25 protein-coding genes are annotated in these 25353 nt (G+C 72.1%); 14 read left to right on the top strand and 11 right to left on the bottom strand.

Features of this window, described 5'->3' with window-relative positions; all coding sequences use genetic code 11:
* Window positions 1–74: 74 nt before the first annotated feature.
* Entirely contained in the window at window positions 75–1517 is a 1443-nt protein-coding gene (locus Cco03nite_RS38245; RefSeq protein WP_203698926.1) for an NAD-dependent malic enzyme, read from the bottom strand.
* A gap of 186 nt (window positions 1518–1703) precedes the next feature.
* On the opposite strand from Cco03nite_RS38245, the gene hflX reads away from it, so the two are divergent.
* On the top strand, window positions 1704–3134 hold the full coding sequence (hflX, locus tag Cco03nite_RS38240) for a GTPase HflX (protein ID WP_239167995.1): 1431 nt from the start codon (window positions 1704–1706) through the stop codon (window positions 3132–3134).
* A gap of 538 nt (window positions 3135–3672) precedes the next feature.
* Entirely contained in the window at window positions 3673–5184 is a 1512-nt protein-coding gene (locus tag Cco03nite_RS38235; RefSeq protein ID WP_203698924.1) for an NHL repeat-containing protein, read from the top strand.
* A 58-nt stretch (window positions 5185–5242) separates the two neighbouring features.
* Here the strand turns inward: Cco03nite_RS38235 and lexA are convergent, their stop codons facing one another.
* Window positions 5243–5980, bottom strand: coding sequence for a transcriptional repressor LexA (gene lexA / locus Cco03nite_RS38230; RefSeq protein ID WP_203698923.1), 738 nt, complete (start codon window positions 5978–5980; stop codon window positions 5243–5245).
* Between the two features lie 400 nt (window positions 5981–6380).
* Here lexA and nrdR point away from each other — a divergent pair, with 400 nt between their 5' ends.
* From nrdR to Cco03nite_RS38210, 4 genes are all read left to right on the top strand, one after another.
* On the top strand, window positions 6381–6911 hold the full coding sequence (gene nrdR, locus Cco03nite_RS38225) for a transcriptional regulator NrdR (RefSeq protein ID WP_203698922.1): 531 nt from the start codon (window positions 6381–6383) through the stop codon (window positions 6909–6911).
* 61 nt (window positions 6912–6972) lie between these two features.
* Window positions 6973–9789 (top strand): vitamin B12-dependent ribonucleotide reductase, encoded by a 2817-nt coding sequence (locus Cco03nite_RS38220; RefSeq protein WP_203698921.1) that lies wholly within the window; start codon window positions 6973–6975, stop codon window positions 9787–9789.
* A 150-nt stretch (window positions 9790–9939) separates the two neighbouring features.
* Window positions 9940–10356, top strand: a complete 417-nt coding sequence (locus tag Cco03nite_RS38215; RefSeq protein WP_203698920.1) for a type II toxin-antitoxin system HicB family antitoxin — start codon at window positions 9940–9942, stop codon at window positions 10354–10356.
* A gap of 44 nt (window positions 10357–10400) precedes the next feature.
* On the top strand, window positions 10401–10778 hold the full coding sequence (locus Cco03nite_RS38210) for a hypothetical protein (protein ID WP_203698919.1): 378 nt from the start codon (window positions 10401–10403) through the stop codon (window positions 10776–10778).
* Between the two features lies 1 nt (window position 10779).
* Here Cco03nite_RS38210 and Cco03nite_RS38205 read toward each other — a convergent pair whose 3' ends face one another.
* Entirely contained in the window at window positions 10780–11478 is a 699-nt protein-coding gene (locus Cco03nite_RS38205) for an N-acyl homoserine lactonase family protein (protein ID WP_203698918.1), read from the bottom strand.
* Between the two features lie 56 nt (window positions 11479–11534).
* On the opposite strand from Cco03nite_RS38205, the gene Cco03nite_RS38200 reads away from it, so the two are divergent.
* Window positions 11535–11897, top strand: coding sequence for a DUF6915 family protein (locus Cco03nite_RS38200; RefSeq protein ID WP_203698917.1), 363 nt, complete (start codon window positions 11535–11537; stop codon window positions 11895–11897).
* Window positions 11894–12391 carry a hypothetical protein gene (locus Cco03nite_RS38195; protein WP_203698916.1) on the top strand — a complete coding sequence of 166 codons (498 nt, stop codon included), beginning with the start codon at window positions 11894–11896 and terminating at the stop codon, window positions 12389–12391. Before Cco03nite_RS38200 ends, Cco03nite_RS38195 begins: the two co-directional genes overlap by 4 nt.
* 96 nt (window positions 12392–12487) lie before the next feature.
* On the opposite strand, the gene Cco03nite_RS38190 is transcribed toward Cco03nite_RS38195, so the two are convergent.
* Window positions 12488–12811 (bottom strand): tetratricopeptide repeat protein, encoded by a 324-nt coding sequence (locus Cco03nite_RS38190; protein ID WP_203698915.1) that lies wholly within the window; start codon window positions 12809–12811, stop codon window positions 12488–12490.
* 193 nt (window positions 12812–13004) lie between these two features.
* Here Cco03nite_RS38190 and Cco03nite_RS38185 point away from each other — a divergent pair, with 193 nt between their 5' ends.
* Window positions 13005–13931: a DMT family transporter gene (locus Cco03nite_RS38185; protein WP_203698914.1), complete on the top strand. Its 927-nt coding sequence runs from the start codon at window positions 13005–13007 to the stop codon at window positions 13929–13931.
* Window positions 13932–14011: 80 nt separating this feature from the next.
* On the opposite strand, the gene Cco03nite_RS38180 is transcribed toward Cco03nite_RS38185, so the two are convergent.
* Window positions 14012–15013 (bottom strand): aldo/keto reductase, encoded by a 1002-nt coding sequence (locus Cco03nite_RS38180; protein ID WP_203698913.1) that lies wholly within the window; start codon window positions 15011–15013, stop codon window positions 14012–14014.
* Window positions 15014–15132: 119 nt separating this feature from the next.
* On the opposite strand from Cco03nite_RS38180, the gene Cco03nite_RS38175 reads away from it, so the two are divergent.
* The gene (locus Cco03nite_RS38175) at window positions 15133–15924 is read left to right on the top strand and encodes a hypothetical protein (protein WP_203698912.1); all 792 of its coding nucleotides are present in this window, start codon (window positions 15133–15135) and stop codon (window positions 15922–15924) included.
* A 39-nt stretch (window positions 15925–15963) separates the two neighbouring features.
* On the opposite strand, the gene Cco03nite_RS38170 is transcribed toward Cco03nite_RS38175, so the two are convergent.
* Window positions 15964–16341, bottom strand: coding sequence for a VOC family protein (locus tag Cco03nite_RS38170; RefSeq protein WP_203698911.1), 378 nt, complete (start codon window positions 16339–16341; stop codon window positions 15964–15966).
* A 73-nt stretch (window positions 16342–16414) separates the two neighbouring features.
* On the opposite strand from Cco03nite_RS38170, the gene Cco03nite_RS38165 reads away from it, so the two are divergent.
* Window positions 16415–16960: a hypothetical protein gene (locus Cco03nite_RS38165; RefSeq protein ID WP_203698910.1), complete on the top strand. Its 546-nt coding sequence runs from the start codon at window positions 16415–16417 to the stop codon at window positions 16958–16960.
* Window positions 16961–17021: 61 nt separating this feature from the next.
* Here Cco03nite_RS38165 and Cco03nite_RS38160 read toward each other — a convergent pair whose 3' ends face one another.
* Both Cco03nite_RS38160 and Cco03nite_RS38155 read right to left on the bottom strand, forming a co-directional pair.
* Window positions 17022–17708, bottom strand: coding sequence for an iron-dependent transcriptional repressor DtxR (locus Cco03nite_RS38160; protein ID WP_203698909.1), 687 nt, complete (start codon window positions 17706–17708; stop codon window positions 17022–17024).
* 99 nt (window positions 17709–17807) lie between these two features.
* Complete coding sequence (locus Cco03nite_RS38155) at window positions 17808–17984, bottom strand: VOC family protein (protein WP_203698908.1); 177 nt, start codon at window positions 17982–17984, stop codon at window positions 17808–17810.
* Between the two features lie 89 nt (window positions 17985–18073).
* Here Cco03nite_RS38155 and Cco03nite_RS38150 point away from each other — a divergent pair, with 89 nt between their 5' ends.
* Genes Cco03nite_RS38150 through Cco03nite_RS38140 form a run of 3 tightly spaced genes read left to right on the top strand, consistent with a single transcriptional unit; the run spans window position 18074 to window position 22707 of the window.
* The gene (locus tag Cco03nite_RS38150) at window positions 18074–18898 is read left to right on the top strand and encodes a sulfurtransferase (protein WP_203698927.1); all 825 of its coding nucleotides are present in this window, start codon (window positions 18074–18076) and stop codon (window positions 18896–18898) included.
* On the top strand, window positions 18895–20085 hold the full coding sequence (locus Cco03nite_RS38145; RefSeq protein WP_203698907.1) for an acetoin utilization protein AcuC: 1191 nt from the start codon (window positions 18895–18897) through the stop codon (window positions 20083–20085). Before Cco03nite_RS38150 ends, Cco03nite_RS38145 begins: the two co-directional genes overlap by 4 nt.
* Window positions 20086–20088: 3 nt before the next feature.
* Window positions 20089–22707: a GNAT family N-acetyltransferase gene (locus Cco03nite_RS38140; RefSeq protein ID WP_203698906.1), complete on the top strand. Its 2619-nt coding sequence runs from the start codon at window positions 20089–20091 to the stop codon at window positions 22705–22707.
* 145 nt (window positions 22708–22852) lie between these two features.
* Here the strand turns inward: Cco03nite_RS38140 and Cco03nite_RS38135 are convergent, their stop codons facing one another.
* From Cco03nite_RS38135 to Cco03nite_RS38125, 3 genes are all read right to left on the bottom strand, one after another.
* Window positions 22853–24256, bottom strand: coding sequence for a hypothetical protein (locus tag Cco03nite_RS38135; RefSeq protein WP_203698905.1), 1404 nt, complete (start codon window positions 24254–24256; stop codon window positions 22853–22855).
* 1 nt (window position 24257) lies between these two features.
* A complete protein-coding gene (locus Cco03nite_RS38130; protein WP_203698904.1) occupies window positions 24258–24746 on the bottom strand; it encodes a SigE family RNA polymerase sigma factor in 489 nt (162 codons plus the stop codon).
* Between the two features lie 135 nt (window positions 24747–24881).
* The coding region (locus tag Cco03nite_RS38125; protein ID WP_275412109.1) for a sigma-70 domain-containing protein at window positions 24882–25353 on the bottom strand (472 nt) is incomplete at its 5' end.

The raw sequence follows: 25353 nt of genomic DNA, 5'->3' as shown, positions 1-25353 counted from the left end.
CTGGGCGAAAGGCGCGTCAAGATACGCACAGGTGCCAGGCAAGTCGGATGACCTTGGTGCGGGGCGGGACCCGGTTACGCCTCCGGGATGGGGGTGGGGTCGGAGTCGAGGACCGAGGAGGTGCTGGACTGCTGGGCGACGGCGCGGACGGCGGCGGCGACAGCGGGGGCGACGCGGGCGTCGAAGACGCTGGGGACGATGACGCTCGGGTTGAGCTTCTCCTCGCCGACGACGTCGGCGATCGCCATGGCGGCGGCCAGGGCCATCTCCTCGGTGAACTCCTTGGCCTGGGCGTCGAGCATGCCACGGAAGACGCCGGGGAAGGCCAGCACGTTGTTGATCTGGTTGGGCTGGTCGGAGCGGCCGGTGGCGACGACCGCGGCGTGCTTGCGGGCCTCGCGGGGGTCGACCTCCGGGTCGGGGTTGGCCAGCGCGAACACGATCGCGTTCGGGGCCATCCGGGCGATGTCGTCGCCGGTCAGCAGGTTGGGCGCGCTGACGCCGATGAACACGTCCGCGCCGACGATCGCGCCGGGCAGGTCGCCGGAGTAGCCGTCCTTGTTGGTGTGCTCGACCAGCCACTGCCAGTTCGGGCCGAGGTTGGCCATGTCGCGGTGCAGCGCGCCGCGGCGGTCGTACGCGATGACGTCGCCGACGCCCTGCCGCAGCAGCAGTTTCATGATCGCGGTCCCGGCCGCGCCGGCGCCCGAGACGACGACCTTGACGTCGGCGAGCTTCTTGCCGACCACGCGCAGCGCGTTGGTGAGCGCGGCCAGCACGCAGATCGCGGTGCCGTGCTGGTCGTCGTGGAAGACCGGGATGTCGAGCAGGTCGCGCAGCCGGGCCTCGATCTCGAAGCAGCGCGGCGCGGCGATGTCCTCGAGGTTGATGCCGCCGTACACCGGGGCGATCGCCTTGACGATCTTGATGATCTCCTCGGTGTCCTGGGTGTCCAGGCACACCGGCCACGCGTCGACCCCGCCGAAGCGCTTGAACAGGGCCGCCTTGCCCTCCATGACGGGCAGCGCGGCGGCCGGGCCGAGGTTGCCCAGGCCGAGCACGGCCGAGCCGTCGGTGACGACCGCGACGGTGTTGCGCTTGATGGTCAGGCGGCGCGCGTCCTCGGGGTTGTCGGCGATGGCCTGGCAGACCCGGGCCACCCCCGGGGTGTACGCCCGGGACAGCTCGTCACGCGTCTTCAGGTTGACCTTCGAGGTGACCTCGATCTTGCCGCCGAGGTGCAGCAGGAACGTGCGGTCGGAGACCTTGCGGACCTCCACGCCCTCCATCGACTCCAGCGCCTTGACGACCTGGTCGGCGTGCGCGCTGTCGGCCGTGTCGCAGGTGACGTCGGCCACCACGCGCAGGTGGTCGGAGTCGACCACGTCGACCGCGGTGACGATGGCGCCCGCCTCGCCGACGGCCATGGTGAGCCGGCCGATCGCCGAGGAGTCGGCGATCACCGCCACGCGTACGGTGATGGAGTATCCGGCGCTGGGCAGACGCGTAGTGGGCACGATGTCGCCTTTCGTGAAGTCAGTCGCCCCATTTTCCCACTCCGTGGGCGCGGCCCCACCACCGCCCGCTGAACCCTCCAGTAACCGCTGACAACGTTCGCCGCGCTGGCACGGGTAACACAGGTGCGCTCCGGGTACTTCCGTGCCAACCTTGAAGCCGACAGATCGAGAGACGAAGGAGCAGATTTGCCTACTTTCCCCGACATCCTGGTGGCCGAAGAGACCACCGGTGACCTTGAACTCTCGGAGCGGCATTCGCTGCGCCGGGTGGCGGGACTCTCCACCGAGCTCGCCGACGTCACCGAGGTCGAATACCGGCAGCTGCGGCTGGAGCGGGTGGTGCTGGTGGGCGTCTGGACCTCCGGCACCGTCGTGGACGCGGAGAACTCCCTCGCGGAGCTCGCCGCGCTCGCGGAGACCGCCGGCTCGCAGGTGCTCGAAGGCCTGATCCAGCGGCGCAGCCAGCCTGACGCCGCGACGTTCATCGGCCGAGGCAAGGTCGACGAGCTGCGGGCGGCGGTGGAGTCGACCGGCGCGGACACCGTGATCTGCGACGGCGAGCTGTCCCCGAGCCAGCTGCGCAACCTGGAGCAGAAGATCAAGGTCAAGGTGGTCGACCGGACCGCGCTGATCCTGGACATCTTCGCCCAGCACGCCAAGAGCAAGGAGGGCAAGGCCCAGGTCGAGCTGGCGCAGCTGCAGTACCTGGTGCCGCGCCTGCGAGGCTGGGGCGAGGCCCTGTCGCGGCAGACCGGTGGTTCCGGTCGCGGCGGCGGCGCGGGCGGCGGCGTGGGTCTGCGCGGTCCCGGTGAGACGAAGCTGGAGACCGACCGCAGGCGCATCCGCACCCGGATCGCCAAGCTCAAGCGGGAGATCACCGCGATGAGCGTCATCCGTGACACCAAGCGGGCCGGCCGGCGCCGCAACACGGTGCCGTCGGTGGCCATCGCCGGATACACCAACGCGGGCAAGTCCAGCCTGCTCAACCGGCTCACCGGAGCCGGGGTGCTGGTCGAGGACGCGCTGTTCGCGACCCTGGACACGGCGACCCGCCGCACCGAGGCGCGCGACGGCCGGGTGTACACCCTGTCGGACACGGTCGGTTTCGTGCGGCACCTGCCGCACCAGCTGGTCGAGGCGTTCCGCTCCACGCTGGAGGAGGTCGCCGACGCCGACCTGGTGGTGCACGTGGTCGACGGGGCCCATCCGGACCCCGAGGAGCAGGTGCGGGCGGTGCGCGAGGTGCTGGCCGAGGTCGGCGCGGACCGGCTGCCCGAGCTGCTGGTGGTCAACAAGGCCGACGCCGCCCCGCAGGAGACGCTGCTGCGGCTCAAGCGGGAGTGGCCCGACGCGGTGTTCGTGTCGGCCCGGTCCGGGCAGGGCATCGAGGAGCTGCGCGACATCATCGAGTCGAAGCTTCCGGTGCCGGCGGTGGAGATCGTCGCGTGCGTCCCGTACGACCGGGGCGACCTGGTGGCGAAGGTCCACCGCAGGGGTGAGGTGCTGGCGTCGGGACACACCGCCGCCGGAACCCAGCTGAGGGTTCGCGTTGACCGGGAGCTGGCTGCTGAGCTGGTGCCGTATCGGATTGACGATAGTCAGTGGCTGTCTGAGTGATCGCTGGGGTGGATGCGCGACGTGTCGCGCATCCACCCCTCCGCGTCGAGCCGTGAGCGACGAGACCTCAAGGACGCCTGTGTGGCGGCAGTCGATGTGACGGACGTGACACCAGAAGCCCAGTGGTCGGTCCTTCGACCGGAGGGCAGGCGGAATAAGGCGCCTCGGCAAAGTTCTCCCCGTGTCGTCGGCCAGGTCGTCACCCGAAAAGAGGATGTTCCTGTCGTTCGGACGGATGGTGTCAGCCGTTCCGTGGACCGCCAAGGCCGCAAAATGGACACTAGACGCTGACATTCACTTTCGCGATGTGCGGACGGTTGCGTTGGGTGACTACACATGTGCCCGATGTGACCACCTGGAGCGCGTGACACAGGACACCGGCAACTCGTGGCAGACTGTCCGAATGCGGTTAACGGGAATCCTGGTGAAGGCAGGTGCGGCCACCTTCGCGGCCGCGCTTGGAGTCGGGCTGCTCGGCGCCCCCGTAGGGGCCGAGCCCAGCCCGGCTCCGAGCGGTGCGGCGGCTGAGGAGAAGGCCGTGCCTGGCAAGAAGGTCTGCACCGTCACGGGCCCGTCAACGAACACCCCGGGGCTGACCGAGCTGTCCGGCCTGGTCGCGGTGGGTAGTTCGTACTACGCGATCAACGACAGCAACGACGTCAAGTCGAACATGAAGCTGTTCAAGCTCAACTCCGCCTGCAAGGTGACGAACTCGTACAAGTACACGGGTGACGGCGCTCTCGATCCCGAGGACGTCGCAGTCGGCCCCGACGGTGCGATCTGGGTCGCCGATACCGGTGATTCCCGGATCAACCCCGATGACTTCACCGTCACCCACGAACGCACCCGCATCGCGCTGTGGAAGTTCGCCGGCGGCAAGATGACCGGCCCGTACCGGATGTCGTACCCGGCGAAGAAGTTCGACGCCGAGGCGCTGATCATCGACAGCGAGGGCAAGCCGATCATCGTCACCAAGGACTGGGACTTCACCGCCGCGGAGGGCAAGACCTACCTCTTCGCGCCCACCGGTGACCTGGTCGCGGGCGGTAACCCCACGCCGATGAAGGAACTGGGCTCGCTCACCCTGCCCCGGACCACGACCGCGAACCCGATGGGCGGCCTGGGCCGCCGCCAGGTGACCGGCGCGGCCAAGAACGCCGACGGCACCAAGGTCGTGCTGCGCACGTACGCCGACGCGTTCGAGTGGGACATCAAGGGCAACGACATCGCCGGCGCGCTGACCAAGGAGAAGCCGCGGGTCACGCACCTGCCGGAGGAGCCCTTCGGCGAGGCCATCACCTACACGGCCGACGGCAAGTTCGTCACCGTCTCCGAGACCGAGCAGACCAAGACCGCGACCGCGGCCGCGCAGAAGCCCTCGCTGCTGAGCTACACCCCGTCGGTGGAGGAGTTCGTCGAGGCGGCCCCGGAGAAGGGCCCCGAGGCGGCGGGCAAGGCCTGGTACCTCAACCTCTTCGACGACATCGGCCAGCTGTACATCGCGCTGTCCGGGGTCGGCGTGTTCGGCGTGCTGCTGGTCGTGCTCGGCGTGGTCGGCGTGATCAAGGGCCGCAAGCGCAAGGGCCGCAAGGGCGGCGACGTCGACGACGACTTCGAGCCGGCGGACAACTCGGCCACCACGATGCTCGCGCCGGTCGGCGTCGGCGCGGGCGGCTACCAGTCCGGCTACTACGCCGACCAGGGCGGCGGTTACGACCAGGGCTACGGGCAGCAGTACGGCGGCCAGCAGTACGGCCAGGGCGGCGGCTACGACCAGGGTTACGGCCAGCAGTACGGCGGCCAGCAGTACGGTGGCGGCCAAGGCTACGACGGCGGCCAGCAGGGCTACGGCAACCAGGGCTACGGCAACCAGCCCCAGCCGGGCTACGGGCAGCAGTACGGCGGCCAGCAGTACGGCGGGCACCAGCAGTACCAGGGTCAGCAGTACGGCGGCGGCCAGGTGCACGACGGCGCCTACCAGTCGGAGCCCGCGTACTACCAGCCCGACGGCGGCTACCCCAGCCAGCAGGGCTACGAGCAGTACCGCTGACGCGTGAACGGAAAAGCGGCCCGTCCCCGTCGGGGGCGGGCCGCTTTTGCCGTCAGGTTCAGACGCGGCGCATCACGAAGACGACCTTGCCGAGGATGACCGCGGCGTCGCCCGGGATCGGGTCGTAGGCCGGGTTGCGCGGCATCAGCTGCACGTGCCCTTCCCGCAGCCGGTAGACCTTGACCGTGGCCTCGCCGTCGATCATCGCGGCGACGATGTCGCCGTTCTCGGCGTTGGGCTGCTGGCGCACCACGACCCAGTCGCCGTCGCAGATCGCGGCCTCGATCATCGAGTCGCCCTTGACCTGGAGCGAGAAGAGGGTGCCCTGGCCGACCAGTTCGCGCGGCAGCGGCAGCACCTCCTCGATCGACTCCTCGGCCAGGATCGGCCCACCGGCGGCGATGCGGCCGAGCAGCGGCACGTAGACCGGCGTCGGCCGGGCGGCCAGCGCGGCCTCGTCGTCGGCGTCGGCCGGGGTGCGCACGTCCACCGCGCGCGGGCGCGACGGGTCGCGGCGCAGGAAGCCCTTCCGCTCCAGCTCCTTGAGCTGGTAGGCGACCGAGGACGGGGAGACCAGGCCGACGGCCTCGCCGATCTCGCGCACGGTCGGCGGGTAGCCGTGCTGCTCCACCCACTCGCGGATGACCGCGAGGATGCGCTTCTGGCGGCTGCTCAGGTCGGCCGACTGCAGGTCCGCGGGGGAGGCGCTGGTCGCGGCGACCGCGCGCACAGGCCCCGCGCCGGCAGGCGCCGCGGGCGGCCGGCCGGGCCGGGACGCTCGCTCGGTCGGGGACATGTCGGACCTCCGGTGGATAGTGACAGTGGCGGCGACTCTCACCGGACACACTAATGCGACATGATGTCAGTTTCAAACATCTGTACGACTCTGTCGACGGTGTCACGCATGTTTCACGAGTGGGTGACGGTACGTGTTGTTGTCCGCGACACGCCACTCGCAAGCGCGTTTCAACTTGCCTACGCGTCGGTTGGGGCATAGGTTCAACCCCAACATCTTGTGGTGGCACCGAGCCGACCGCCCATAGATTGGGGTAAGAGCCCCAACTGGGGGTACGGCCGTACCCCCGCATCCGCACCCACCCCCGGGCGCCCGCGACGACGCGGACGTCAGCGGTGGCGTGCCCGGAATGCGGGCCGGACGCCACCGGAGAGTGACGACGACGTGGGAGGTGACAGCGATGCGATGCCCGTACTGCAGGCACCCGGACTCCCGCGTGGTGGACTCCCGGGAGGCCGACGACGGCCAGCTCATCCGCCGCCGCCGGCACTGCCCCGAATGTGGCAAGCGGTTCACCACGGTCGAGGAGTCGGTGCTGGCCGTGGTCAAGCGCAGCGGGGTGACCGAGCCGTTCAGCCGCTCGAAGATCATGGGCGGCGTGCGCAAGGCCTGCCAGGGCCGCCCGGTCGACGAGGACGCCATCGCGCTGCTGGCGCAGCGGGTGGAGGAGGCGGTCCGCGCGCGGGGGGCGGCGGAGGTGCCGAGCGGCGAGGTCGGGCTGGCCATCCTCGGGCCGCTGCGCGACCTGGACGAGGTCGCCTACCTGCGCTTCGCCAGCGTGTACCAGGACTTCCAGTCCGCCGAGGACTTCATCCGGGAGATCGAGGCCCTGCGGGCCGCGGTTAAAACCCGGGCGGCTGGGCAAGAGGCAGCCGAACCCGCCTCCGACGAGGCCGACAGCGGGCTGCCCGCCGGTCAGGTCGCGGGCTGACGCTCGGCATCAGAACGTGCAGTTTGTTTGTTGTTAAAAGAGAACCTTGAGGGGGCTGACGATGGGGGAGAACGCCACGGCGAGCGCGAAGCGCACGCGGGCGAACGCCGGAGGTCTGAAGATCGAGCGGGTGTGGACGACCGAGGGCGTGCACCCGTACGACGAGATCACCTGGGAACGCCGGGACGTCGTCATGACGAACTGGCGCGACGGCTCGATCAACTTCGAGCAGCGGGGGGTCGAGTTCCCCGACTTCTGGAGCGTCAACGCGACGAACATCGTGACGACGAAGTACTTCCGCGGCGCGGTCGACACCCCCGAGCGGGAGTGGAGCCTCAAGCAGCTGGTGGACCGGGTCGCCAAGACCTACCGGGCCGCCGGTGAGCAGCACGGCTACTTCGCCACCCCCGCCGACGCGGAGCTGTTCGAGCACGAGCTGGTCTGGATGCTGGTGCACCAGGTGTTCAGCTTCAACTCGCCGGTCTGGTTCAACGTGGGCACCGCCAGCCCGCAGCAGGTCAGCGCCTGCTTCATCCTGTCCGTGGACGACTCGGTCGACTCCATCATGGACTGGTACAAGGAAGAGGGCCTGATCTTCAAGGGCGGCTCCGGTTCCGGCGTCAACCTCTCCCGCATCCGCGCCAGCAAGGAGCTGCTCTCCTCGGGCGGCACCGCGTCCGGCCCGGTCAGCTTCATGCGCGGCGCCGACGCCTCGGCCGGCACCATCAAGTCCGGCGGCGCCACCCGCCGCGCGGCCAAGATGGTCATCCTCGACGTGGACCACCCGGACATCGAGGAGTTCATCGCGACCAAGGCGCGCGAGGAGGACAAGATCCGCGCGCTGCGCGACGCCGGCTTCGACATGGACCTGGGCGGCCGCGACATCGTCAGCGTGCAGTACCAGAACGCCAACAACTCGGTGCGCGTCTCCGACGAGTTCATGACCGCGGTCGAGGAGGGCAAGGGCTTCGACCTGCTGGGCCGCCTCGACGGCCGGGTCATCGACACCGTCGACGCCAAGGGCCTGTTCCGCAAGATGGCCGAGGCCGCCTGGGCCTGCGCCGACCCCGGCATCCAGTACGACGACACCATCAACGACTGGCACACCTGCTCGGAGACCGGCCGCATCACGGCCAGCAACCCGTGCTCGGAGTACCTGCACCTGGACGACACGTCCTGCAACCTGGCCTCGCTGAACCTGCTCAAGTTCCTCGGCGCGGACGGCTCGTTCGACGTCGCGCGGTTCACGAAGTCGGTCGAGTTCGTGATCACCGCGATGGACATCTCCATCTGCTTCGCGGACTTCCCGACCCAGAAGATCACCGAGAACACCCGGGCCTACCGGCAGCTCGGCATCGGCTACGCCAACCTGGGCGCGCTGCTCATGGCGTCGGGCCTGCCGTACGACTCCGAGGGCGGCCGCCAGCTGTCCGCCGCGATCACCGCGCTGATGACCGGTGTCGCGTACCGGCGCTCGGCCGAGCTGGCCGGCGTCGTCGGCGCGTACGACGGCTACGCCCGCAACGCCACCCCGCACCAGCGGGTCATGCGCAAGCACGCCGCCGCCGCGGACGCCATCAAGCCCGTGGGTGCGGTCGCGACCCTGGTGGCCAAGGAGGCGCAGAAGCAGTGGAAGGCCGGCAACACCCTCGGTGAGAAGCAGGGCTGGCGCAACTCCCAGGCCAGCGTGCTCGCCCCCACCGGCACCATCGGCTTCATGATGGACTGCGACACCACCGGCGTGGAGCCGGACCTGGCGCTGGTCAAGTTCAAGAAGCTGGTCGGCGGCGGCTCGATGCAGATCGTCAACCAGACCGTGCCGCGCGCCCTGCGCAACCTGGGCTACCAGGAGGAGCAGGTCGAGGCGATCACCGAGTACATCGCCGAGCACGGCCACGTCGTCGACGCCCCCGGCCTCAAGCCGGAGCACTACGCGGTCTTCGACTGCGCGATGGGCGAGCGCTCCATCGCGCCCATGGGCCACGTGCTGATGATGGCCGCGGTGCAGCCGTTCATCTCCGGCGCGATCAGCAAGACCGTCAACATGCCGGAGTCGGCGACGGTCGAAGAGGTCGAGCAGATGTACTTCGACGGATGGCGGCTGGGCCTCAAGGCCCTGGCCATCTACCGGGACAACTGCAAGGTCGGCCAGCCGCTGTCGGTCGCGAAGAAGGAGGCCCCGGCTGCCACGGCCGTCGCCCCCGTCTCCGCCCCGGTGGTGGAGAAGGTCATCGAGTACCGCCCGGTGCGCAAGCGCCTGCCGAAGAAGCGCCCGTCGCAGACGGTCTCCTTCACCGTCGGCGAGGCCGAGGGCTACCTGACCGCGTCGTCGTACCCCGACGACGGCCTCGGTGAGGTCTTCCTCAAGCTGGGCAAGCAGGGCTCGACCCTGGCCGGTGTCATGGACGCGTTCTCGATCGCCGTCTCCGTCGCGCTGCAGTACGGCGTGCCGCTGCAGACGTACGTCGAGAAGTTCATGAACATGAAGTTCGAGCCCGCCGGCATGACCGACGACCCGGACATCCGCCTGTCGAACTCGGTGATGGACTACATCTTCCGCCGCCTCGCCCTCGACTTCCTGCCCTACGAGCAGCGGGCCGAGCTGGGCGTCTTCACCGCCGCCGAGCGCGCCGCGCGGCTGCGGGCCGAGGAGGAGGGCACGGAGTACGTGCCGCCGGCGGCCACCGCCGCCCCGGTGACGTCCGCGGTGGTCCCGGTCGCCGCGCCGACCCGGATCGGCTCCTCGACCGAGGTGCTGGAGTCCATCACGGGCCGCGTCTCGGACGCGCCGCTGTGCTACACCTGCGGCACCAAGATGCGCCCCGCGGGCAGCTGCTACGTCTGCGAGGGCTGCGGCTCGACCAGCGGCTGCAGCTGACACCGTCACGACAGAAGAGGGGCCGGGTGGCACTGCCGCCCGGCCCCTCTTCTGTCTTTGCGACAGAGAGCGGGCCGACCTAAGTACGTTGAGTACTTGACGTACTTAGGGTCCCGGGCAGGCTGGAGGAGGACAGAACAGGGGGACGCCATGTCGGCCGTTCACTACGACAGCTACACGGATGCTCGTACGCACCTGAAGGACCTGCTCGATGCTGCCGAGCGAGGCCGGGTCGCCACGGTGCGGCGCGACAGCAGGACGACTGCCTTCGTGGACCGGGAACGGCTCCGGCACTTCCTCTCGGTGGTCAGCCCCTCGCAGGCGCAGGTCGTCGCCGAGAACGGCGGCTGGTCGGTGTTCATCCCGGGATTGCCGGTGGCAGCCGACGGTGCGACCTTCGACGAGGCGCTGGACGAGATGGTCCTCGCGCTGCGCGAGTACGCGGAGGACTGGCAGGACCATCTGCTGGACGCACCCAACCACGCCGGCAACTGGGGACTGGTGCAGTTGGTGAGCCTCAGCGATGACGAGCAGTTGCGGGACTGGCTCGTCGGGGCCGGTCGATGAGCTGGCCTCAGCCGACCAGGCAGGCGCACGAGACCTTCTGCCACGTGGAGGATTGGAATCGGGTGCGCGACGCGCGGGGCCGGACCGGAACCCACCACGTCACCTACGAACTCCACCTCAAGGACGGTCGCATCCTGCGGACCAGGATCTCGCACCCCGTCGATCGGACCACCCACGGGCCGGGCATCTGGAGCCACATCCTGCGTGATCAGCTCGACGTCGCCGAGGTCGAGTTCAGGCGCTGCGTTCAGGACGGGATCAAACCGGATCGGGGCGAGCCCGAGGTGCCTGCCGAGGCGCTGCCGGCCGACCTCGTCTACCTGCTGATCAATCGGGTGGGCCTGGCCGAGCCGGTGGTCGCCGGGATGACCAAGGAGGAGGCCGTGGCGCGGCTGAACCGCTACTGGACCGAAGGCTCCTGAGTCAGGCGTGCCAGACCGCGGCGTCGTGGGCGAAGAGGACGCGCTGCGGGTCGAGGGTGGCGAGGTGGTCGAGCCACGGGTGGTACGGCGGTAGCGGGGCGGCCGCCCCGTCGGCGGTGGCCCGGCGGGCGAGTTGGGCGCAGCTGAAGTCGGTGGCCAGGTCGTAGGCCTGCCCGGCGAGCACGGTGGCGACGCCGTCGGGGCCGCGTACCACCAGGCTCTGATGTCCGGCCGTGTGGCCGGGCGTCGGGATGATCCACACTCCGGGGCTGATCTCGGCCTCGCCGTCGAGTTCCCGGTAGTCGACGCCGGGGAAGTCGACCAGGTGGTCGAAGGTGTAGTTACCGGCCCGCGCGGTCGCCAGCTCGGTGCGCTGGGTGAACACGGGGCGGCCGGGCAGCAGCGGGTTGCCGCCGCAGTGGTCGAAGTGCAGGTGGCAGTTGACGACCAGGGCGATGTCGTCGAGGCGTACGCCATGGTCTGCCAGCGCCTGCGGCAGCGGGCGGCGGACCGGCCGGTAGTGGGCCTCGGTCTCGTCGTCGCCGTGGCCGAGGCCGGTGTCGAACAGGATCAGCCCGTCCGCGCCGTCCACCAGGTACGCCAGCACCGCCTCGACCCTCGGGTGTGGACCGCCGGCCTCCTCGGCGGGCCGGATGAAGTAGCCGAGGTCCAGTCTGCGTATCGCGTTGTCTCCCGCCATCAGGCCATCCTGGCACCGATCATGAATTGTCGGGGGAGCTGCCTAACCTTCGCGCCATGAATTCGTGGCACCATGCGCAGTCCGCGGCCCGCAAGTGGGGTGGTGAGCCGGAGGACTACCTGGCCATCGAGGAGTTCATCGACTCCTCGAAGCAGATCATCGGCGACGTCCGGCACCGCTCGATGTACCACCACACCGCGGGCGTCTACCTGTGCCAGCGCATCTTCGGCGACACGCTGCAGGTGGGGCGCAAGCGCATCCCGGTGCGGCTGATCGCCGAGCGGCACATCCTGGAGGACCTGGGCTGGCTGCCCTCGCCCGCCGACTACATCGCGGGTATGGCGATCAAGCCGTGGATGTCGGGTGCGCAGCGCAAAGAGGTGCCGTTGTCGACACTGTTGGGAGAGGACCACCGTTGAGCCACACGAGTTTCCTGGGCATTCCCGTCGAAGGCGAGATCACGGCCGGTGACCGGGTGCCGCAGCGCCCGCTGTCGGAGCTGAGACCGATCCTGACCGCGGTGCTCGACGACGAGGCGATCGTGGAGTTCGGCTGGCAGCAGTACACGCCGTACTTCAACGACGGCGAGGCGTGCGTGTTCAGCGCGGAGTCGTTCTGGGCGCGGACGACCGAGGACGACGCGGACGACGACTGGCGCGACCTGGCGGTCGGCGAGTACGCCGACAGGCACCCGACGCTGGGCGGCCGCTGCCTGTCCGATCGGGGCTCCTACCCGCGGACCGAACTGCCGTATGAGGGCGACGACGAGCAGCGTTACGAGCGGGTGCGGGCGCTCGCCGACGCCGTCCGGGGCGGCGGGTTCGGCGATGTGCTGCTGGAGGCGTTCGGCGACCACGCCACGGTGACCGTCCGGCGCAGCGGCATCACGGTCGAGTTCTACGACCACGAGTGACCCTGCCCGTGGCGCGCCCCGGACGCCGGCACGGTGAACGCGGGTCCGGGGCCGGACAGGGCAACGAGGTCCGGCCCCGGCGCCGGTCGAGCGGCCTCAGGCGGTCGTGCCGCCGATGCCCATGGCGTCGGCGATGCGCAGGTGCGGCCGGGCCTCGTCGTGGCGGCTCTGCCGCTGCAGGCAGCGGCCCAGCATGAGGTGGGCGTAGTGCTCCGCGGGGTCGTGGTCGAGCACCCGGCGCAGCTGCTCCTCGGCCCGGTGCAGCTGGGCCGAGTGGTAGTAGGCACGCGCCAGCAGCAGCCGGGGCGCCACGTCGTCCGGGGCTTCGTCCACCACCGGTCCCAGGATCTGGGCAGCCGTGATGTAGTCGCCGTAGTCGAAGAACAGCCTTCCGCGCTCGTACTCCTCCAGGATTCCCACGCATCGGACAACTCCCTGGATGCGCCGCGCATTCCCCGGATAGCATCGCGCCCATGGCTCGCTCGATCATCTCCCCGCCGGTCGCCTGAGGCGGACGGCGTCGCACCACTGACGTGACGGCACTCGCCGCACGTCCGGTGGCCCGTCCGCGTACGCGGCATCGTCGGCCATCGAGCAGTGGAGACAGGAAGAGATGGAGTCCAGCACAGGGCTCGCGCCGTCGCGCGCGGGCCGGACCGCGTCGTACGGGCGCGGCATGTTCTACGTGGCGGTCGCGGCGACCGCCTGGGGCACCGGCGGCGCGGTCGCCGCGGTCCTCTACCGCACCAGCGGCCTCGGGCCCGTCGCGGTGTCCTTCTGGCGGCTGGTGCTCGGCATCGCCGTGCTGGCCGGGCTGCACCTGGCCCTCGGTGAGCGGTTCGGCGCGCGCCGGCGGGACGCGCTGGTGCTCGGGGCCGGGCTGGCGGTGTACCAGACGGCCTACTACGGCTCGATCGCGTACGCGGGGCTGGCCGTCGGCACCGTGGTCACGCTCGGGGCCTGCCCCGTGGTGATCGCGCTCGCGGCGCGCTGGGCGCTCGGCGAGGCGCTGAGCGCTGGTCGCGTCGCCGCGGTGGCGGTGGGGCTGGCGGGGCTGGTGCTACTGGTGGGAGGCGGCGTGCAGGCCGGGTCCGCGCCGGTGCTGGGGGTGGGGTTCGGGCTGCTCTCGGCTGCCGGGTACGCCGTGGTGACGATCTACTCGCGCCGGGCCGGGGGCGACCTGTCCGGGGCCACGGTCGGCTCGTTCGCGGTGGCGGCGTGCTGTGTGCTGCCCATCGCGCTGGTGGAGGGGCTGCTGCCGGCGGCGGGCGGTCCAGCCGACGTGTCGGCAGGCGGGCTCGCCGGGACGGTGGGCTGGCTGCTGTACCTCGGGGCGGTGCCGACGGCGCTGGCGTACCGGCTGTTCTTCGCCGGGGTGGCGGCGGTCCCGGCGACGGTGACAGCCGTGGTGACCCTGGTCGAGCCGGTGGCGGGAGTGCTGATCGCGGTCGGGCTGCTGGGGGAGCGGATCACCCCGGTGGCGGCCGCCGGGGCGGCGCTGATGCTGGCGGCGGTCGCCGGGCTGGCCCGTACGGGTTAGCCCGGCCCTGCTCACGACCTGATCGGTGTCAGAAGGGCACCTTCACATCGCGGAGCGATGTGAAGGTGCCCTTCCTTTGGTCACTGGTTGACGGTGGACATGCCGGCGGGGGCGTAGCGTTCGCCGGCCACCGCGCCGGGTGGGACGGCCTGGGTGAGGCGGTGGAGCTGGTCGGGGGTCAGGACCAGGTCGGCGGCGGCCGTGTTCTCCTCCAGGTAGGGCACGCGTTTGGTGCCCGGGATCGGGAGGACGTCGTCGCCCTGGGCGAGCAGCCAGGCCAGGGCCGCCTGGGCGGGGGTCGCGCCGAGTTCGTCGGCGACCTCGCGGACGGCCTGCACCAGGGCCATGTTGTGGGCGAAGTTCTCCTCGGCGAAACGCGGCACGGTGCGCCGGAAGTCGTCGGCGGCCAGGTCGGCCGGGGAAGTGATCTTGCCGGTGAGCCACCCGCGGCCGACGGGGGAGTACGCCACCAGGCCCACCCCGAGCTCGCGGCAGGTCGCCAGCATCTCGTCCTCGACGAACCGGGTGAACAGGGAGTACTCCATCTGCACCGCGGTGATCGGGAACACGGCGTGCGCGGCCCGCAGCGTCGCGGGGCTGACCTCGGACAGGCCGATGAAGCGCACCTTGCCCTGCTTGACGAAGTCGGCCATGGCCGCGACGGTGTCCTCGATCGGCACGTCGGGGCTGCGCCGGTGCATGTAGTACAGGTCGATGCGGTCGGTGCGCAGGCGGCGCAGCGAGTCCTCCAGCGCCTCGCGGGCCCACTGCGGCGACGAGTCGACCCAGCGCCGGACCAGGTTGCCCTGCGCGTCCAGCTCGCCGCGGTTGGCGAACTTGGTGGCCAGGACGTACTCGTCGCGCCGGTCGCCGATGGTGCGCCCGATCAGTTCCTCGTTGTGGCCGAAGCCGTACATGTCGGCGGTGTCGAAGTGGGTCACCCCGATGTCCAGGGCGCGCCGCAGCGTCGCGGCCGAGCCCTCGTCGTCGCGCTGCCCGTAGGCGAAGCTCATGCCCATGCAGCCGAGGCCGATGGCGCTCACCTCGGGTCCGTTGCTGCCGATGCGTCGCTTGGCGGTCATGCCCCCATCTTCTCCCCGGGGCACGGGTTCGCACCGGCAGTCCGGACCCGGACACGGCAGGCCCGGGATGACGGGGTACGCCGATACGATGCGCTGACCCTCGAGTGCCAGGAGCCCCCATGTCGTATCCGCCCCCGTCTCCGGACCAGCAGCCCGGCTACCCCCAGCAGCCCGGTTACCCCGCCCAGCCCGGCTATCCCCAGCAGCCGGGATTCGCCGCCCAGCCGGGTTACCCGGTGCAGCCGGGTTATCCCGCGCAGCCCGGCTACCCGGTGCCGCCGGCCCCGAAGAAGTCGCGGGCGGGCCTGTGGATCGGCATCACGCTCGGCGTGCTCCTGCTCTGCTGTGGCGGCAGCCTCGGCACGTGGTACCTGCTCAAGGACACCGCCGACCAGCTTGAGCAGGAGGTCGAGGGCGTGCTCGCCTCGGCCAGCGCGCAGGCCGCGGCCAAGGAGATCACCGTGATTGCGCCCGCGACGCTCGCCGGGCGGCCGAAGTCGACCGACCCGCAGCTGGAGACGGTCACCGACACCATGAAGAGCAGCTTCGAGGCCTCGTTGCCGTCGGCGACGGGCGCGGTGGCGGCCTTCTACGGCGACCAGGCGAAGCAGGACCTGGTGATGATCTTCGCCGCTTCGGCGCGTATCACCGATCCCGGCCAGGAGGTCGACGCGGCGTTCGCCGGCATGGGCACGTCGGGTGTGGTCGCGACCGGCATCGTCCCGGTGGACCCGGGTCCGCTGGGTGGCGAGGCCAAGTGCGGCAGCGCCAAGACCGAGTCCGTGCCGCTGGTGGTCTGCGCCTGGGGCGACAAGGGCAGCCTGGGCATGGTGGTCTGGTACTTCAAGACCGTGAACGAGGTCAAGGCCGAGTTCATCCAGGTCCGCAGCCAGATCGAGCAGGTGGGCTGACCGGTTCGCGGAGACGGGGGTGGGCGGGTCCCGCCCCCGTCACGCGTTCTGCCACAGCCCGACGGTGTTGCCCTCGGTGTCGGCGATGTACGCGGTGAAGCCCGTCGTGCCCACGGCCTGGCGTTCCTGGAGCACCCGGCCGCCACACGCGACGATCTTGGCGAGCGCGGTGTCGACGTCCTCGACCTCGATCGTGATGACCGGCCCGGTGACCGGCGCCTCGCGCCGGGTCATGCCGCCGTTGATCGCCCCCGGCTCGGCCGGGTTGCCCCGGTCGTCGGTGGCCACGGTGCGCGCCCAGATGTAGTCGAACTCCGGCATGGCGTCGAGCTGCCAGCCGAAGGCGTCGGTGTAGAAGGCGCGAGCCCGCTCGATGTCGTCGGCCGGAAGCTCGAAATGCACCACTTTTCCCGTCATGGGACCAGGCTAGGCACGCCACCTGAACGTGAGCGGACTTTCGGCGTACCCCGGCAGCGGCTAGTTTGGTCCGGTGCGGACGAGGGTGATGGCGCTGATGGCGAGTGGAACGCTGCTGGCGGGCTGCTCCGGCGCGGGGGCGTCGGCGCACGAGCCGCCCTCGACGCAGGCGCCCCGGGTCGTGTCGCCCAGCCCGCCCGCGCCGACCGGCGCGTGCCTGCTGCTGGACTCCGCCCGCATCGAGCAGCGGCTGGGTGTGCGGATGGCGGTCGCCGGCGCGGCCAACCACCAGAAGACCAACACGTGCGTGGCCCGGCCGACCGAGGCGGCGCTGCCGGAGCTCAGCCTGTCGGTGAGCCCGACCAAGGCCGACGTCGCCGTGTTCAAGGACGCGATGCTGCCCGACGGCGCGAAGGCCGTGCCGGCGCTGGGCAAGGTCGCCTACTCGCAGCTCAAGCCCGCCGCCAAGGGCCGTGGCCCGTACGCGGAGGTGGGCTGGCTCGCCGGCAACGCCCGCCTGCTGGTGCTGAAGGTGACCCTGCCCGAGGGCGGCGACGCCGCGGCCCTGCTGCCCGGCGTCGTCGAGCTCGCCAAGGACATCGACCGCGCGGGCGTCTGAGGCGGATACGAGAACAGGCTCCACCAGCCGCCCAGAACGGCAGGTGGAGCCTGTTTCACTGTCAGCGGCTGGTGACGAACACCCGGGAGGCGACCTCGCGGGGCAGGCGAACGGGTTCGCCGCCGTGGTCGATGGAGACGCCGTCGCGCTCCTGGGCGACGGTGACCGTCGCGCCCGGGTCGACGCCGGCGGCGTGCAGCTGGCGCAGCACCTCCGAGTCGGTCTGCACGCTCTCGCAGATCCGGCGCACCACGACCTGGCCGGTGAGCCCGGGGAAGGCCAGGTTGCGCTCGGGGGTGTCGCCGCCCTCGGTGTCGCGGGGCTTGATGTCCAGGGCGTCCAGGCCCGGGATGGGGTTGCCGTACGGCGAGCGGGTCGGCCGGTTGAGCAGGTCGTAGACCCGCTTCTCGACGGCGTCGCTCATCACGTGCTCCCAGCGGCAGGCCTCTTCGTGGGCCTCCTCGTAGGGCATGCCGATCACGTTGACCAGGAGCAGCTCGGCGAGGCGGTGCTTGCGCATGACGGCGACCGCGTGCGCCCGCCCGGCCTCGGACAGCTGCAGGTGGCGGTCGGTCTCCACGACGGTCAGCAGCCCGTCGCGCTCCATGCGGGCCACGGTCTGGCTGACCGTCGGGCCGCTCTGGTGCAGGCGCTCGGCGATGCGGGCGCGCAGCGGCGGCACGCCCTCCTCCTCGAGCTCGAGGATCGTGCGCAGGTACATCTCGGTGGTGTCAATGAGGTCGGACATGAACGGGTCCTCTCCAAGTCGCTGGCTGCGATTCTATTGCGTGTCACCGCAGCGACACCCGTCGGCGTCTATCGGTTGATCAACCTGCGGCCGCGCCGCTCATGGCGGTTCGCGCAGGTCTGCCTCGTCGAGCGGCCGGATCGGGTCGTATGCCACCTCCCCGACAGGTGCGTCCGGATCGGCGAAGTCGCCCGAATAGCCGCCCCACTCCACCTTCTGGGCGGGTTTCAGCAGTGTCGCACCGACCGCCGTCGTTGTCGCGAGCGCCTCGTCCATCTCCGACGAACCGGCCGCGAACCGCTCGGCGCGAAGTCTCGCAGCCGGGTGGGACAGTGCGGTACGACACAGCGCGCCCATGGTGTTGACTGGCTCATGTGCGTACACCACTGATCACTGTGGCGGAGCTGGCCGGCCGGCTCCGCTCGGGGCAGCCCACGACCGTGCTGGACGTGCGGTGGCGGCTGTCCGGCCCGCCCGGCCGCGACGACTACGAGGTCGGCCACCTGCCCGGAGCGGTATTCGTCGACCTGGACCGCGACCTGTGCGGGCCGCCCGGAGCGGGTGGCCGCCATCCGCTCCCGCATCCCGAGGCGCTGGAGGGCGCGCTGCGCGCCGCGGGCGTACGCGAGGGCCGGCCGGTCGTGGTCTACGACGCCGGTGACGGCATGGCCGCCGCGCGGGCCTGGTGGACGCTGCGCTGGGCCGGGCACGCCGACGTGCGGGTGCTCGACGGCGGCTTCGCCGCCTGGTCCGCCGCGGGCGGCGAGGTGACCGACAAACCGGTCGAGGTCGTCCGAGGCGACGTGACCGTGCTGCCCGGCGGCATGCCGGTGCTGGACGCGGCCGGCGCCGCGGCGCTCGCCGCCGACGGGGTGCTGCTGGACGCGCGGGTCGCGCCGCGCTTCCGGGGCGAGACCGAGCCGATCGACGCCGTCGCCGGGCACGTGCCGGGCGCCCGCAACCTGCCCTACGGCGAGCTGGTCAACGCCGACGGCACCCTGCGCGCCGACCTGCCCGAGGTGTTCGCGGACCTGGGTGACGCGCCGGTCGGGGCGTACTGCGGCTCCGGGGTGACCGCCGCGCACACCGTGCTCGCCCTGCACGCCGCGGGCCGCACCGACGCCGCGCTGTACGTCGGCTCCTGGAGCCACTGGATCACCGACCCGTCCCGGCCGGTCGGCCGCGGATGAGCAGCCAGGTCCCCACTGCGACGGTGGTGTGGAGTGACGCGCTGCTGGGCTACGACCTGGGCGACCATCCGCTGAACCCGGTGCGGGTCGAGCTGACCATGGCGCTGGCCCGGGAGCTGGGCGTGCTCGACCGGCCGGGCGTCGAGCTGGTCGCGCCGGAGCCGGCCACCGAGGCCGAGCTGCTGCGCGTGCACCGCCGGGACTATCTGGACGCGGTCCGGGCCGCGCCCGACGACCCGTTCTTCCGCGGGTACGGCCTCAACACCCCGGACAACCCGGTCTTCGACCACATGCACGAGTCGTCGGCGCTGGTCTGCGGCGCGACCCTGGCCGCGGCGCGGGCCGTGTGGTCGGGCCGGACCCGGCGCGCGGTCAACGTGGCGGGCGGCCTGCACCACGCGATGCCCGCCCGCGCGGCCGGGTTCTGCGTGTACGACGACCCCGCCGTCGCCATCGCCGACCTGCTCGCCCAGGGCGCGGAGCGGATCGCGTACATCGACGTCGACGTGCACCACGGCGACGGCGTGCAGGAGATCTTCTACGACGACCCGCGCGTGCTCACGGTGAGCCTGCACGAGGGCCCGCTGACCCTGTTCCCCGGCACCGGCTACGTCGAGGAGACCGGCGGCCCGCAGGCCGAGGGCACCGCGGTCAACGTGCCGCTGCCGCCGGGCACCGGCGACCGGGGCTGGCTGCGCGCGTTCCACGCCGTGGTGCCGTCGGTGGTGCGCGCCTTCCGGCCGCAGCTGATCGTGCTGCAGGCGGGCGCGGACACGCACCGGCTCGACCCGCTGGCGAACCTGCGGCTGACCGTCGACGGGCAGCGGGCGGCGCAGCTGGCCGTGCGCGCGCTCGCCGACGAGGTCTGCGAGGGGCGGCTGGTGGCCACCGGCGGGGGCGGGTACGCCCTGGTCGAGGTGGTGCCGCGGGCCTGGACGCACCTGCTCGCGATGGTCACCGGCGAGCCGCTGGATCCGGCCACCGTGCTGCCGGAGTCGTGGCGGGAGTTCGCCGCGCGCCGGGTGCCGGGGCGGGCGGTGCCGAGCACGCTCACCGACGGCGGCGACACCGCGTACACCCCGTGGCAGCCCGAAGCCGAGGGCGACCAGCTCGATCGCGCGATCATGGCGGCGCGCAAGGCGGTCTTCCCGCTGCACGGGCTCGACCCGCACGATCCCCGGGACTGAGCCGTGACCGGCGCGGATGTGCTGCTGTCCGACGGCACCACGGTCCACCTGCGGCAGATCACGCCGGACGACGGCGACGCCGTGGTGGCGATGCACTCGCGCTTCTCCGAGCGCACCCGCTACCTGCGCTACTTCTCGCCGTACCCCCGGATTCCCGCCCGGGACCTGCACCGGTTCGTCAACGTCGACCACACCGACCGGGAGGCGTTCGTGGTCGCCGCGGGCGACCGGCTGGTCGCGGTCGGCCGCTACGAGCGGCTCGGCGAGCAGGCCGTCGACGCCGAGGTCGCGTTCGTGGTCGAGGACGCCTACCAGGGCCGGGGCGTCGGTTCGGTGCTGCTGGAGCACCTGGCCGCCGCGGCCGCCGAGGCGGGCATCACCCGGTTCGTCGCCGAGGTGCTCCCGGAGAACGGCGCCATGCTGCGCGTCTTCACCGACGCCGGGTACGAGGTGACCCGCCGTTACGCCGACGGCGTGGTGACGCTGACCTTCCCGGTCGCGCCCACCGAACGCTCCCGCGCCGTGCAGGCAGACCGCGAGCAGCGCACCGAGGCCCGCTCGGTGGCCCGCCTGCTGCGCCCGCGAGCCGTCGCCGTCTACGGCGCGAGCGCGTCGGGGCACGGCGTCGGCGCGGCGGTGCTGGCCCACCTTCGCGCGGGCGGGTTCGCGGGTCCGGTGCACCACGTGCACCCGGACGGAACGCGCTCGCTCGCCGACCTGAGCCCGCCGCCCCCGCCCGCGCCGCCTGCCGGCGGTGGCGGCGCCCCGGTGACCGCGGCCGGTGCGCCTGATCCGCGTAGGCCCGCGCCGATCGGCGGCCCGTCCCGTCCCGGGGAGCCGGGGTCCGGCCTGGGCCGCGGGGGAGAGACGCCGGGCGTTTCCGGGATCGATCTCGCGGTCGTGGCGACGCCGCCCGCCGCGCTGCCCGAGGTGCTGGCCGACGCGGCCGCAGCAGGCGTGCACGGGCTGCTGGTGCTCACCGAGATGGACCCGGCGCAGCGGCGTGACCTGGTCCGTGCCGCGCGCGTCGCGGGGATGCGCGTGATCGGGCCGGGCAGCCTCGGCATCGCCGACCATGCGGTGAGCCTGAACGCGACGCTCGTGCCGCGGCTGCCCACGCCCGGCCGGGTGAGCCTGTTCTGCCACTCCGGGACGCTGGGCCTGCTGCTGCTGGCCGAGGCCGAGCGGCGCGGGCTGGGCATGAGCGGCTTCGTCAGCGCGGGCCGCCGGGCCGACGTGTCCGGCAACGACCTGCTGCAGTTCTGGGCCGAGGACCCGCACACCGACGTCGTCGCGATGTACCTGGAGTCGTTCGGCAACCCGCGCAAGTTCGCCCGGATCGCCCGCGCCGTCGGGCGGCACAAGCCGATCGTGATGCTGGCCGGGCACACCGGCCACGGCGGGTCCACCCTGGACGAGGCCGCTATGCAGGCGCTGCGGGCGCACTCCGGCGTGATCGAGGTCGGCACCGTCGGCGAGCTCTTCGACGTGGCGACGCTGCTGGCGGCCCAGCCGCTGCCGGCCGGCGACCGGATCGGGGTGGTCAGCAACGCGTTCGCGCTGGCGGCGCTGGCCTCGGCCGAGATCCGGGCCGCCGGGCTGCGCGTCGGCCGCTCCGGCGCGGTCGGCCCGGCCGCCAAGCCGGACGAGTTCGCCGCCGCCGTGCACGCCGCCCTGCACAGCGACGACACCGACGCGGTGGTCGTGGTGGTCGCGCCGCCGCTGCCGACCGGCCCGCTGGCCGCCGACCAGAGCGCGGAGACGGCGCTGCTGGGCCCGTACGCCGACGCGCTGGCCGACGCCGTGCGGGACGCGGACAAGCCGGTGCTGGCGAGCTTCCTCGCCGGGCAGGGCCCCGCGGGGGTGCCGTCCTACCGCTCGATCGAGGAGGCGGTACGGGCGCTCGCGCAGGTGACCCGGCGCGCCGCCTGGCTGCGCGCGCCCGCGGGCACGCTGCCGCCCGCGCCGCCCGGGGCCGACCCGGCCGCACCCGACCTGGACACGCTGCTGGACTCGTACGGCATCCCCGTCGTGCCGAGCACCCGCGCGGCCGGAGCCGAGCAGGTCGCCGCCGCCGCACGCGGCTACGGGGCCGCGGTGGCGCTGAAGGTGGCCGACCGGCCCAACCGCATCGACCTCGGCGCGGTGCGCCTCAACCTGGGTGGCCGGGACGAGGCCCGGCGCGCCTACTCCGACCTGGAGCAGCTGTTCGGCGCGGGAGTCGAGGTGCTGGTGCAGCCGATGGTCGCGCCCGGGATCGCCTGCGTGGTCGAGGTCGTCGACGACCCGGCGTTCGGGCCCGTCGTCGGGTTCGGCCTGGCCGGCCCGGTCACCGAACTCGTCGGCGACCGCGCCTGGCGGGCCGCCCCGCTCACCGACACCGACGCCGCGGCGCTGGTCCGCGCCCCGAAGGCCGCGCCGCTGCTGGCCGCCGCCGACGCCGACGCGCTGGCCGCGCTCCTGGTACGCATCGGACAGCTCGCCGCCGACACCGCCCGCCTGCGCCACCTCGTCTTCAACCCGATCCTGGTGCACCCGGCCGGCGTCTCCGTCCTGCACGCCCTGGGCGAACTCGCCACCTCCACCCCCCGCCCCGACACCGGCCCCCGCCAACTGCGATAAGGAAGGGCACCTTCCACTCGCCATGCGTAGTGGAAGGTGCCCTTCCTAACCTCTGCCGCCAGCTGAGCAGCGCTTATGCGGGGCCGGCGGTGACGTCGCCGGATCCGGCCGGCCGGCGCTCCCCGTGCGGCGCCGGTCCGGCCGGTCAGCCCGTCGGTCCGATCGCGTCCGGAGTGGACGGCGCGGGTTCGGGCGCCTGGCAGGTCGGCGGGTTGAGGCGGTCGCACTGCGGGGGCAGCAGGTCGGTGAACTCGGCCGTGGCCAGCAGGTTGCCCGCGGCGTCGTACGCCCGCACGGTCGCCGTCACCTTGCCCGCCTCGGTCCACCACCCGGCCCCCTTGGTCAGGGGGACCTCCTCGACCTGTCCGTCCCGCACCAGTTCCGCCCGCACCGCCGCCGGTGGCGCGATGATCTGCAGCCGCTGGTTGTCCTCGGCCGCGTAACTGGGCAGGCGCATCACGATCAGCGCCTGCTCCGGCCCGGCGGCGAAGCCGGAACCGGTCGGGTGGTCCCGCCAGTTGCCGTCCGCGTCGGCGATCCCGGTGAAGTACGGCCCACCCCCGTCAGTCGTCACCACCTGGACGGTCGCCGCGCGCCCCGTCGCGCCGGCCGCGCCGGGCGCGGGCACCTGCGAGCTCCACAGCACCCGCAGCGTCGCACCGGTGCCCGCGAGCTGGGTCAGCCTGAGCAGCGAACTGCCGACCTGCTCCGCCACGTCGGGGAAGGCCGTGCCCCGCCCGCCGTACGGCTTCGGGTCGAGTCCCACCGCCGCGCCCGGATCAGCCGGGTAGGTCTGGACCTCGCGCAGCACCGTGTCCCCGAGCCGCACCCGCAGCCGCTGGCTCCGGGTGACCTCCACCACGGCGTAGTAGCCGTCGGGGACCTCGACCGGGTGCCAGGTCCGGGTCACGCCGGTGGACGACCACTGCGCCTGTCCCTCCTCGTACACCGCTCCGACCGGTCCGAGCAGCAGGAAGCTCTCCTCCGGGTGCACCCCGTCGCCCGTGCCGAAGCTGGTCTCCTCGGCGGCCTCCAGCGATCCGGAGCCGGTCTGGTACAGCTCCTCCGGCCCCTCACCCGGGTCGCCGAGGAACGCCGCCTTGAGCGGCCACCCGTCCATGCCCGCGGTGAGCACGTAGCGCCGCGAGCCGATGTCCCCGGCGAACAGCACCTTGATGCGGTCCGGGTCGGTGGGCATGTACGGCCCGTCGCCCGGGTTGCCGCGCACCGAGCCGACCTCGGCCGCGGTGCGCCGCCGCATCACCTCCAGGAACGCCGCGTCACCGGCGAGGCTGCCCCTGGTGGGAGACCTCAGCAGGGGCAGCAGCGCGGCCGGCACGGACGCGGCGGGCTGGTGCGGTCCGTCCCCCGGCGGGGTCAGCAGCCAGATGGTCGGCGTGGTCACCAGCAGCACGAAGACGACGGCCAGGACGGTCACCCGCTGCTGCCGGCGTCGCCGGCGCAGCCGAACCACCCGGGCGTACGGCTCGGGCCGCGGCCTGACGTCGTCGGCGTGCCGGTCCAGGGTGGCGCGAAGTTCGTCGATCATGTCAGTTCTCCCCGTTCGCAGCGGTCATCGACGGGGCGGGGACCAGCTCACGCAACCGGTCCAGGCCACGCGAGGCGTGGCTCTTCACCGTGCCCACGCTCACCCCCAGGATCTGCGCGGTCTCCTGCTCCGACCGGTCCTCCCAGTACCGCAGCACCAGCACCGCGCGCATCCGCACCGGCAGGCGGCGCAGCGCCGTCCACAGCTCGTCGCGGTCCTCGATCGCCGGATCGTGCCCCGGCCGGTCCGGCAGCACCGCGGTCACGATCTCCCGGATCGGCCGCCGCCAGACGTTGGCCAGCTGATTCACCATGACCCGGCGCAGGTACGCCTCGGGGTGGTCCATCCGCCGCCACTTCGGCAGCGCCGCGGCGAGCGCGCTCTGCAGCAGGTCCTCCGCCCGATCGCGGGAACCACACAGCAGGTACGCCGTGCATAACAGCGCGCTGTAGCGCTGCTCCACGAACGCCTCGAAGTCGTCGTCGGGCATCGGGCCGGTCTCCCCTCGTGTGTCCACCCGCACGAACACCCGACAGCCGGAAAAGGTTGAGCCGTCGCGGGACCCGGACGCGGCACAGCCCCGACCTACCGGCCGGGGCTGTGCGCTGAGCTGCTCGGAGAAGCGTCAGGCGGCGTACACCGAGAGGCGCTCGGCGCGCTCGCCGCTGCGCAGCTTCAGCAGCGTGGTCTTCTCGATCTGCCGGATGCGCTCGCGGGACAGGCCGAACTCCTTGCCGACCTCGTCCAGCGTGCGCTGGCGGCCGTCGTCCAGGCCGAAGCGGAGCCGGATCACGGCCTGCTCGCGGGTCGACAGCGTCGACAGCACGATCTCGACCTCGTCGCGCAGCTGACCCTGGGCCAGCGCGTCGGCGGCGTCACCGCGCGGGTCGACCGCGGCGACGAAGTCGCCCAGCGCGCTCTCGCCGTCCTCGCCGACGGCCTGGTCCAGGCTGACCGGCTCGCGGTCGTACGAGATGAGCTCGATGACCTGGTATTCCGGGATCTCCAGGGCGACCGCGATCTGCGCGATGGACGGCTCGCGGCCCAGCGCGGCGGCCAGGTCGCGGCGCACCCGGACCATGCGGTTGACCTGCTCC

The organism is Catellatospora coxensis (genome assembly GCF_016862635.1).
GTDB classification, from domain to species: domain Bacteria; phylum Actinomycetota; class Actinomycetes; order Mycobacteriales; family Micromonosporaceae; genus Catellatospora; species Catellatospora coxensis.
The sequence above is the reverse complement of the archived record's forward strand: the minus strand, read 5'-3'. Positions and strand labels throughout refer to the sequence as shown.

What these genes read in the sequence shown, in the direction of transcription:
- Cco03nite_RS38220 (WP_203698921.1), top strand. Translation starts at nt 6,973, where the DNA reads ATGGGGGAGAACGCCACGGCGAGCGCGAAGCGCACGCGGGCGAACGCC.
- Cco03nite_RS38215 (WP_203698920.1), top strand. Translation starts at nt 9,940, where the DNA reads ATGTCGGCCGTTCACTACGACAGCTACACGGATGCTCGTACGCACCTG.
- Cco03nite_RS38170 (WP_203698911.1), bottom strand. Translation starts at nt 16,341, where the DNA reads ATGACGGGAAAAGTGGTGCATTTCGAGCTTCCGGCCGACGACATCGAG.
- Cco03nite_RS38185 (WP_203698914.1), top strand. Translation starts at nt 13,005, where the DNA reads ATGGAGTCCAGCACAGGGCTCGCGCCGTCGCGCGCGGGCCGGACCGCG.
- Cco03nite_RS38145 (WP_203698907.1), top strand. Translation starts at nt 18,895, where the DNA reads ATGAGCAGCCAGGTCCCCACTGCGACGGTGGTGTGGAGTGACGCGCTG.
- Cco03nite_RS38200 (WP_203698917.1), top strand. Translation starts at nt 11,535, where the DNA reads ATGAATTCGTGGCACCATGCGCAGTCCGCGGCCCGCAAGTGGGGTGGT.
- Cco03nite_RS38205 (WP_203698918.1), bottom strand. Translation starts at nt 11,478, where the DNA reads ATGGCGGGAGACAACGCGATACGCAGACTGGACCTCGGCTACTTCATC.
- Cco03nite_RS38135 (WP_203698905.1), bottom strand. Translation starts at nt 24,256, where the DNA reads ATGATCGACGAACTTCGCGCCACCCTGGACCGGCACGCCGACGACGTC.
- Cco03nite_RS38160 (WP_203698909.1), bottom strand. Translation starts at nt 17,708, where the DNA reads ATGTCCGACCTCATTGACACCACCGAGATGTACCTGCGCACGATCCTC.
- nrdR (WP_203698922.1), top strand. Translation starts at nt 6,381, where the DNA reads ATGCGATGCCCGTACTGCAGGCACCCGGACTCCCGCGTGGTGGACTCC.
- Cco03nite_RS38180 (WP_203698913.1), bottom strand. Translation starts at nt 15,013, where the DNA reads ATGACCGCCAAGCGACGCATCGGCAGCAACGGACCCGAGGTGAGCGCC.
- Cco03nite_RS38130 (WP_203698904.1), bottom strand. Translation starts at nt 24,746, where the DNA reads ATGCCCGACGACGACTTCGAGGCGTTCGTGGAGCAGCGCTACAGCGCG.
- lexA (WP_203698923.1), bottom strand. Translation starts at nt 5,980, where the DNA reads ATGTCCCCGACCGAGCGAGCGTCCCGGCCCGGCCGGCCGCCCGCGGCG.
- Cco03nite_RS38175 (WP_203698912.1), top strand. Translation starts at nt 15,133, where the DNA reads ATGTCGTATCCGCCCCCGTCTCCGGACCAGCAGCCCGGCTACCCCCAG.
- Cco03nite_RS38155 (WP_203698908.1), bottom strand. Translation starts at nt 17,984, where the DNA reads ATGGACGAGGCGCTCGCGACAACGACGGCGGTCGGTGCGACACTGCTG.